The sequence below is a fragment of the Algibacter miyuki genome, from assembly GCF_030409805.1.
Classification (GTDB): domain Bacteria; phylum Bacteroidota; class Bacteroidia; order Flavobacteriales; family Flavobacteriaceae; genus Algibacter; species Algibacter miyuki.
Window position 1 is genome coordinate 5,001 of sequence record NZ_JAUFQP010000024.1, and the last position, 8,303, is coordinate 13,303.

Here is an 8,303-nt window from a genome sequence, read left to right on the forward strand (position 1 = left end):
TTTTTTTTTTTTTTTTTTTTTTTTTTTTTTTTTTTTTTTTTTTTTTTTTTTTTTTTTTTTTTTTTTTTTTTTTTTTTTTTTTTTTTTTTTTTTTTTTTTTTTTTTTTTTTTTTTTTTTTTTTTTTTTTTTTTTTTTTTTTTTTTTTTTTTTTTTTTTTTTTTTTTTTTTTTTTTTTTTTTTTTTTTTTTTTTTTTTTTTTTTTTTTTTTTTTTTTTTTTTTTTTTTTTTTTTTTTTTTTTTTTTTTTTTTTTTTTTTTTTTTTTTTTTTTTTTTTTTTTTTTTTTTTTTTTTTTTTTTTTTTTTTTTTTTTTTTTTTTTTTTTTTTTTTTTTTTTTTTTGTTTTTTTTTTTTTTTTTTTTTTTTTTTTTTTTTTTTTTTTTTTTTTTTTTTTTTTTTTTTTTTTTTTTTTTTTTTTTTTTTTTTTTTTTTTTTTTTTTTTTTTTTTTTTTTTTTTTTTTTTTTTTTTTTTTTTTTTTTTTTTTTTTTTTTTTTTTTTTTTTTTTTTTTTTTTTTTTTTTTTTTTTTTTTTTTTTTTTTTTTTTTTTTTTTTTTTTTTTTTTTTTTTTTTTTTTTTTTTTTTTTTTTTTTTTTTTTTTTTTTTTTTTTTTTTTTTTTTTTTTTTTTTTTTTTTTTTTTTTTTTTTTTTTTTTTTTTTTTTTTTTTTTTTTTTTTTTTTTTTTTTTTTTTTTTTTTTTTTTTTTTTTTTTTTTTTTTTTTTTTTTTTTTTTTTTTTTTTTTTTTTTTTTTTTTTTTTTTTTTTTTTTTTTTTTTTTTTTTTTTTTTTTTTTTTTTTTTTTTTTTTTTTTTTTTTTTTTTTTTTTTTTTTTTTTTTTTTTTTTTTTTTTTTTTTTTTTTTTTTTTTTTTTTTTTTTTTTTTTTTTTTTTTTTTTTTTTTTTTTTTTTTTTTTTTTTTTTTTTTTTTTTTTTTTTTTTTTTTTTTTTTTTTTTTTTTTTTTTTTTTTTTTTTTTTTTTTTTTTTTTTTTTTTTTTTTTTTTTTTTTTTTTTTTTTTTTTTTTTTTTTTTTTTTTTTTTTTTTTTTTTTTTTTTTTTTTTTTTTTTTTTTTTTTTTTTTTTTTTTTTTTTTTTTTTTTTTTTTTTTTTTTTTTTTTTTTTTTTTTTTTTTTTTTTTTTTTTTTTTTTTTTTTTTTTTTTTTTTTTTTTTTTTTTTTTTTTTTTTTTTTTTTTTTTTTTTTTTTTTTTTTTTTTTTTTTTTTTTTTTTTTTTTTTTTTTTTTTTTTTTTTTTTTTTTTTTTTTTTTTTTTTTTTTTTTTTTTTTTTTTTTTTTTTTTTTTTTTTTTTTTTTTTTTTTTTTTTTTTTTTTTTTTTTTTTTTTTTTTTTTTTTTTTTTTTTTTTTTTTTTTTTTTTTTTTTTTTTTTTTTTTTTTTTTTTTTTTTTTTTTTTTTTTTTTTTTTTTTTTTTTTTTTTTTTTTTTTTTTTTTTTTTTTTTTTTTTTTTTTTTTTTTTTTTTTTTTTTTTTTTTTTTTTTTTTTTTTTTTTTTTTTTTTTTTTTTTTTTTTTTTTTTTTTTTTTTTTTTTTTTTTTTTTTTTTTTTTTTTTTTTTTTTTTTTTTTTTTTTTTTTTTTTTTTTTTTTTTTTTTTTTTTTTTTTTTTTTTTTTTTTTTTTTTTTTTTTTTTTTTTTTTTTTTTTTTTTTTTTTTTTTTTTTTTTTTTTTTTTTTTTTTTTTTTTTTTTTTTTTTTTTTTTTTTTTTTTTTTTTTTTTTTTTTTTTTTTTTTTTTTTTTTTTTTTTTTTTTTTTTTTTTTTTTTTTTTTTTTTTTTTTTTTTTTTTTTTTTTTTTTTTTTTTTTTTTTTTTTTTTTTTTTTTTTTTTTTTTTTTTTTTTTTTTTTTTTTTTTTTTTTTTTTGTTTTTTTTTTTTTTTTTTTTTTTTTTTTTTTTTTTTTTTTTTTTTTTTTTTTTTTTTTTTTTTTTTTTTTTTTTTTTTTTTTTTTTTTTTTTTTTTTTTTTTTTTTTTTTTTTTTTTTTTTTTTTTTTTTTTTTTTTTTTTTTTTTTTTTTTTTTTTTTTTTTTTTTTTTTTTTTTTTTTTTTTTTTTTTTTTTTTTTTTTTTTTTTTTTTTTTTTTTTTTTTTTTTTTTTTTTTTTTTTTTTTTTTTTTTTTTTTTTTTTTTTTTTTTTTTTTTTTTTTTTTTTTTTTTTTTTTTTTTTTTTTTTTTTTTTTTTTTTTTTTTTTTTTTTTTTTTTTTTTTTTTTTTTTTTTTTTTTTTTTTTTTTTTTTTTTTTTTTTTTTTTTTTTTTTTTTTTTTTTTTTTTTTTTTTTTTTTTTTTTTTTTTTTTTTTTTTTTTTTTTTTTTTTTTTTTTTTTTTTTTTTTTTTTTTTTTTTTTTTTTTTTTTTTTTTTTTTTTTTTTTTTTTTTTTTTTTTTTTTTTTTTTTTTTTTTTTTTTTTTTTTTTTTTTTTTTTTTTTTTTTTTTTTTTTTTTTTTTTTTTTTTTTTTTTTTTTTTTTTTTTTTTTTTTTTTTTTTTTTTTTTTTTTTTTTTTTTTTTTTTTTTTTTTTTTTTTTTTTTTTTTTTTTTTTTTTTTTTTTTTTTTTTTTTTTTTTTTTTTTTTTTTTTTTTTTTTTTTTTTTTTTTTTTTTTTTTTTTTTTTTTTTTTTTTTTTTTTTTTTTTTTTTTTTTTTTTTTTTTTTTTTTTTTTTTTTTTTTTTTTTTTTTTTTTTTTTTTTTTTTTGTTTTTTTTTTTTTTTTTTTTTTTTTTTTTTTTTTTTTTTTTTTTTTTTTTTTTTTTTTTTTTTTTTTTTTTTTTTTTTTTTTTTTTTTTTTTTTTTTTTTTTTTTTTTTTTTTTTTTTTTTTTTTTTTTTTTTTTTTTTTTTTTTTTTTTTTTTTTTTTTTTTTTTTTTTTTTTTTTTTTTTTTTTTTTTTTTTTTTTTTTTTTTTTTTTTTTTTTTTTTTTTTTTTTTTTTTTTTTTTTTTTTTTTTTTTTTTTTTTTTTTTTTTTTTTTTTTTTTTTTTTTTTTTTTTTTATTTTTTTTTTTTTTTTTTTTTTTTTTTTTTTTTTTTTTTTTTTTTTTTTTTTTTTTTTTTTTTTTTTTTTTTTTTTTTTTTTTTTTTTTTTTTTTTTTTTTTTTTTTTTTTTTTTTTTTTTTTTTTTTTTTTTTTTTTTTTTTTTTTTTTTTTTTTTTTTTTTTTTTTTTTTTTTTTTTTTTTTTTTTTTTTTTTTTTTTTTTTTTTTTTTTTTTTTTTTTTTTTTTTTTTTTTTTTTTTTTTTTTTTTTTTTTTTTTTTTTTTTTTTTTTTTTTTTTTTTTTTTTTTTTTTTTTTTTTTTTTTTTTTTTTTTTTTTTTTTTTTTTTTTTTTTTTTTTTTTTTTTTTTTTTTTTTTTTTTTTTTTTTTTTTTTTTTTTTTTTTTTTTTTTTTTTTTTTTTTTTTTTTTTTTTTTTTTTTTTTTTTTTTTTTTTTTTTTTTTTTTTTTTTTTTTTTTTTTTTTTTTTTTTTTTTTTTTTTTTTTTTTTTTTTTTTTTTTTTTTTTTTTTTTTTTTTTTTTTTTTTTTTTTTTTTTTTTTTTTTTTTTTTTTTTTTTTTTTTTTTTTTTTTTTTTTTTTTTTTTTTTTTTTTTTTTTTTTTTTTTTTTTTTTTTTTTTTTTTTTTTTTTTTTTTTTTTTTTTTTTTTTTTTTTTTTTTTTTTTTTTTTTTTTTTTTTTTTTTTTTTTTTTTTTTTTTTTTTTTTTTTTTTTTTTTTTTTTTTTTTTTTTTTTTTTTTTTTTTTTTTTTTTTTTTTTTTTTTTTTTTTTTTTTTTTTTTTTTTTTTTTTTTTTTTTTTTTTTTTTTTTTTTTTTTTTTTTTTTTTTTTTTTTTTTTTTTTTTTTTTTTTTTTTTTTTTTTTTTTTTTTTTTTTTTTTTTTTTTTTTTTTTTTTTTTTTTTTTTTTTTTTTTTTTTTTTTTTTTTTTTTTTTTTTTTTTTTTTTTTTTTTTTTTTTTTTTTTTTTTTTTTTTTTTTTTTTTTTTTTTTTTTTTTTTTTTTTTTTTTATTTTTTTTTTTTTTTTTTTTTTTTTTTTTTTTTTTTTTTTTTTTTTTTTTTTTTTTTTTTTTTTTTTTTTTTTTTTTTTTTTTTTTTTTTTTTTTTTTTTTTTTTTTTTTTTTTTTTTTTTTTTTTTTTTTTTTTTTTTTTTTTTTTTTTTTTTTTTTTTTTTTTTTTTTTTTTTTTTTTTTTTTTTTTTTTTTTTTTTTTTTTTTTTTTTTTTTTTTTTTTTTTTTTTTTTTTTTTTTTTTTTTTTTTTTTTTTTTTTTTTTTTTTTTTTTTTTTTTTTTTTTTTTTTTTTTTTTTTTTTTTTTTTTTTTTTTTTTTTTTTTTTTTTTTTTTTTTTTTTTTTTTTTTTTTTTTTTTTTTTTTTTTTTTTTTTTTTTTTTTTTTTTTTTTTTTTTTTTTTTTTTTTTTTTTTTTTTTTTTTTTTTTTTTTTTTTTTTTTTTTTTTTTTTTTTTTTTTTTTTTTTTTTTTTTTTTTTTTTTTTTTTTTTTTTTTTTTTTTTTTTTTTTTTTTTTTTTTTTTTTTTTTTTTTTTTTTTTTTTTTTTTTTTTTTTTTTTTTTTTTTTTTTTTTTTTTTTTTTTTTTTTTTTTTTTTTTTTTTTTTTTTTTTTTTTTTTTTTTTTTTTTTTTTTTTTTTTTTTTTTTTTTTTTTTTTTTTTTTTTTTTTTTTTTTTTTTTTTTTTTTTTTTTTTTTTTTTTTTTTTTTTTTTTTTTTTTTTTTTTTTTTCTTTTTTTTTTTTTTTTTTTTTTTTTTTTTTTTTTTTTTTTTTTTTTTTTTTTTTTTTTTTTTTTTTTTTTTTTTTTTTTTTTTTTTTTTTTTTTTTTTTTTTTTTTTTTTTTTTTTTTTTTTTTTTTTTTTTTTTTTTTTTTTTTTTTTTTTTTTTTTTTTTTTTTTTTTTTTTTTTTTTTTTTTTTTTTTTTTTTTTTTTTTTTTTTTTTTTTTTTTTTTTTTTTTTTCTTTTTTTTTTTTTTTTTTTTTTTTTTTTTTTTTTTTTTTTTTTTTTTTTTTTTTTTTTTTTTTTTTTTTTTTTTTTTTTTTTTTTTTTTTTTTTTTTTTTTTTTTTTTTTTTTTTTTTTTTTTTTTTTTTTTTTTTTTTTTTTTTTTTTTTTTTTTTTTTTTTTTTTTTTTTTTTTTTTTTTTTTTTTTTTTTTTTTTTTTTTTTTTTTTTTTTTTTTTTTTTTTTTTTTTTTTTTTTTTTTTTTTTTTTTTTTTTTTTTTTTTTTTTTTTTTTTTTTTTTTTTTTTTTTTTTTTTTTTTTTTTTTTTTTTTTTTTTTTTTTTTTTTTTTTTTTTTTTTTTTTTTTTTTTTTTTTTTTTTTTTTTTTTTTTTTTTTTTTTTTTTTTTTTTTTTTTTTTTTTTTTTTTTTTTTTTTTTTTTTTTTTTTTTTTTTTTTTTTTTTTTTTTTTTTTTTTTTTTTTTTTTTTTTTTTTTTTTTTTTTTTTTTTTTTTTTTTTTTTTTTTTTTTTTTTTTTTTTTTTTTTTTTTTTTTTTTTTTTTTTTTTTTTTTTTTTTTTTTTTTTTTTTTTTTTTTTTTTTTTTTTTTTTTTTTTTTTTTTTTTTTTTTTTTTTTTTTTTTTTTTTTTTTTTTTTTTTTTTTTTTTTTTTTTTTTTTTTTTTTTTTTTTTTTTTTTTTTTTTTTTTTTTTCTTTTTTTTTTTTTTTTTTTTTTTTTTTTTTTTTTTTTTTTTTTTTTTTTTTTTTTTTTTTTTTTTTTTTTTTTTTTTTTTTTTTTTTTTTTTTTTTTTTTTTTTTTTTTTTTTTTTTTTTTTTTTTTTTTTTTTTTTTTTTTTTTTTTTTTTTTTTTTTTTTTTGTTTTTTTTTTTTTTTTTTTTTTTTTTTTTTTTTTTTTTTTTTTTTTTTTTTTTTTTTTTTTTTTTTTTTTTTTTTTTTTTTTTTTTTTTTTTTTTTTTTTTTTTTTTTTTTTTTTTTTTTTTTTTTTTTTTTTTTTTTTTTTTTTTTTTTTTTTTTTTTTTTTTTTTTTTTTTTTTTTTTTTTTTTTTTTTTTTTTTTTTTGTTTTTTTTTTTTTTTTTTTTTTTTTTTTTTTTTTTTTTTTTTTTTTTTTTTTTTTTTTTTTTTTTTTTTTTTTTTTTTTTTTTTTTTTTTTTTTTTTTTTTTTTTTTTTTTTTTTTTTTTTTTTTTTTTTTTTTTTTTTTTTTTTTTTTTTGTTTTTTTTTTTTTTTTTTTTTTTTTTTTTTTTTTTTTTTTTTTTTTTTTTTTTTTTTTTTTTTTTTTTTTTTTTTTTTTTTTTTTTTTTTTTTTTTTTTTTTTTTTTTTTTTTTTTTTTTTTTTTTTTTTTTTTTTTTTTTTTTTTTTTTTTTTTTTTTTTTTTTTTTTTTTTTTTTTTTTTTTTTTTTTTTTTTTTTTTTTTTTTTTTTTTTGTTTTTTTTTTTTTTTTTTTTTTTTTTTTTTTTTTTTTTTTTTTTTTTTTGTTTTTTTTTTTTTTTTTTTTTTTTTTTTTTTTTTGTTTTTTTTTTTTTTTTTTTTTTTTTTTTTTTTTTTTTTTTTTTTTTTTTTTTTTTTTTTTTTTTTTTTTTTTTTTTTTTTTTTTTTTTTTTTTTTTTTTTTTTTTTTTTTTTTTTTTTTTTTTTTTTTTTTTTTTTTTTTTTTTTTTTTTTTTTTTTTTTTTTTTTTTTTTTTTTTTTTTTTTTTTTTTTTTTTTTTTTTTTTTTTTTTTTTTTTTTTTTTTTTTTTTTTTTTTTTTTTTTTTTTTTTTTTTTTTTTTTTTTTTTTTTTTTTTTTTTTTTTTTTTTTTTTTTTTTTTTGTTTTTTTTTTTTTTTTTTTTTTTTTTTTTTTTTTTTTTTTTTTTTTTTTTTTTTTTTTTTTTTTTTTTTTTTTTTTTTTTTTTTTTTTTTTTTTTTTTTTGTTTTTTTTTTTTTTTTTTTTTTTTTTTTTTTTTTTTTTTTTTTTTTTTTTTTTTTTTTTTTTTTTTTTTTTTTTTTTTTTTTTTTTTTTTTTTTTTTTTTTTTTTTTTTTTTTTTTTTTTTTTTTTTTTTTTTTTTTTTTTTTTTTTTTTTTTTTTTTTTTTTTTTTTTTTTTTTTTTTGTTTTTTTTTTTTTTTTTTTTTTTTTTTTTTTTTTTTTTTTTTTTTTTTTTTTTTTTTTTTTTTTTTTTTTTTTTTTTTTTTTTTTTTTTTTTTTTTTTTTTTTTTTTTTTTTTTTTTTTTTTTTTTTTTTTTTTTTTTTTTTTTTTTTTTTTTGTTTTTTTTTTTTTTTTTTTTTTTTTTTTTTTTTTTTTTTTTTTTTTTTTTTTTTTTTTTTGTTTTTTTTTTTTTTTTTTTTTTTTTTTTTTATTTTTTTTTTTTTTTTTTTTTTTTTTTTTTTTTTTTTTTTTTTTTTTTTTTTTTTTTTTTTTTTTTTTTTTTTTTTTTTTTTTTTTTTTTTTTTTTTTTTTTTTTTTTTTTTTTTTTTTTTTTTTTTTTTTTTTTTTTTTTTTTTTTTTTTTTTTTTTTTTTTTTTTTTTTTTTTTTTTTTTTTTTTTTTTTTTTTTTTTTTTTTTTTTGTTTTTTTTTTTTTTTTTTTTTTTTTTTTTTTTTTTTTTTTTTTTTTTTTTTTTTTTTTTTTTTTTTTTTTTTTTTTTTTTTTTTTTTTTTTTTTTTTTTTTTTTTTTTTTTTTTTTTTTTTTTATTTTTTTTTTTTTTTTTTTTTTTTTTTTTTTTTTTTTTTTTTTTTTTTTTTTTTTTTTTTTTTTTTTTTTTTTTTTTTTTTTTTTTTTTTTTTTTTTTTTTTTTTTTTTTTTTTTTTTTTTTTTTTTTTTTTTTTTTTTTTTTTTTTTTTTTTTTTTTTTTTTTTTTTTTTTTTTTTTTTTTTTTTTTTTTTTTTTTTTTTTTTTTTTTTTTTTTTTTTTTTTTTTTTTTTTTTTTTTTGTTTTTTTTTTTTTTTTTTTTTTTTTTTTTTTTTTTTTTTTTTTTTTTTTTTTTTTTTTTTTTTTTTTTTTTTTTTTTTTTTTTTTTTTTTTTTTTTTTTTTTTTTTTTTTTTTTTTTTTTTTTTTTTTTTTTTTTTGTTTTTTTTTTTTTTTTTTTTTTTTTTTTTTTTTTTTTTTTTTTTTTTTTTTTTTTTTTTTTTTTTTTTTTTTTTTTTTTTTTTTTTTTTTTTTGTTTTTTTTTTTTTTTTTTTTTTTTTTTTTTTTTTTTTTTTTTTTTTTTTTTTTTTTTTTTTTTTTTTTTTTTTTGTTTTTTTTTTTTTTTTTTTGTTTTTTTTTTTTTTTTTTTTTTTTTTTTTTTTTTTTTTTTTTTTTTTTTTTTTTTTTTTTTTTTTTTTTTTTTTTTTTTTTCTTTTTTTTTTTTTTTTTTTTTTTTTTTTTTTTTTTTTTTTTTAA

1 protein-coding gene is annotated in these 8,303 nt (G+C 0.3%); it reads right to left on the bottom strand.

All coding sequences use genetic code 11. The annotated features are described in order from the left end of the window. Positions 1 to 7,274 precede the first annotated feature (7,274 nt). The coding region (locus QWY92_RS20820; protein WP_290274990.1) for a hypothetical protein at positions 7,275 to 8,303 on the bottom strand (1,029 nt) is incomplete at its 5' end.